Annotated in this window: 1 rRNA gene; it reads left to right on the plus strand. The window is 47.2% G+C overall.

Features of this window, described 5'->3' with window-relative positions:
- Positions 1 to 109: ribosomal RNA gene (gene rrf / locus K5Q99_RS22270) — 5S ribosomal RNA — on the plus strand; the annotation flags it as partial.
- Positions 110 to 316 lie beyond the last annotated feature (207 nt).

The following is a 316-nucleotide window of genomic DNA, read 5'->3' on the forward strand; positions in this document are numbered from 1 at the left end:
ACAATAGCCTTGTGGAACCACCTGATCCCATCCCGAACTCAGAAGTGAAACGCAAACGCGCCGATGGTAGTGTGGGGTCTCCCCATGTGAGAGTAGGTCATCGCCAAGCGCCTAATTATCTCATTGATATGTAACGAAGCCAGCTGAATAAGCTGGCTTTTTTGCGTCTGAGGTTTGTAAAAATCAGCCTAATACCATTCCGCATTAAAGTTCAGTCACCTTTGCCCATTCCCGAGAGCACATTTTTACCACGCGTTTTGTACAACTGATAAAGCTGTTCCATGCCTGGCTGCAGGCATCCACTATGTCCTCATAT

Origin of the sequence: Shewanella hafniensis (assembly GCF_019655335.1) — a bacterium.
In the GTDB taxonomy this organism is placed as follows: domain Bacteria; phylum Pseudomonadota; class Gammaproteobacteria; order Enterobacterales; family Shewanellaceae; genus Shewanella; species Shewanella hafniensis.